Origin of the sequence: Chryseomicrobium imtechense (assembly GCF_041475995.1) — a bacterium.
Lineage (GTDB): Bacteria > Bacillota > Bacilli > Bacillales_A > Planococcaceae > Chryseomicrobium > Chryseomicrobium aureum.
In genome coordinates this window covers 1-212 of sequence record NZ_JBGOBM010000062.1, presented here as the reverse complement: position 1 = coordinate 212, position 212 = coordinate 1, and the positions used below count along the sequence as shown (strand labels likewise).

General features: G+C 43.9%; 1 protein-coding gene. It reads left to right on the top strand.

What is annotated here, in order from left to right; all coding sequences use genetic code 11:
• Positions 1-212: ATP-binding protein (locus AB5N96_RS13615; protein ID WP_499705767.1), on the top strand; the 212-nt coding region annotated here is incomplete at both ends.

Here is a 212-nt window from a genome sequence, read left to right as displayed (position 1 = left end):
CCGCCATTACCGAGCGTCGAATTCAAATGGGATGATATCGAATACACGCAAGGGCTGAATCGCGAATACTTTTTAAACAGAGAATTCATGGAGAACAAAGAGAACCTGATTTTCTATGGAGGCGTGGGCACGGGTAAAACCTTTTTATCCACAAAAATCGGCTTGAATGCGATTCAAGAGACGGGATTAAACGTTCGTTTCTACACCATCGC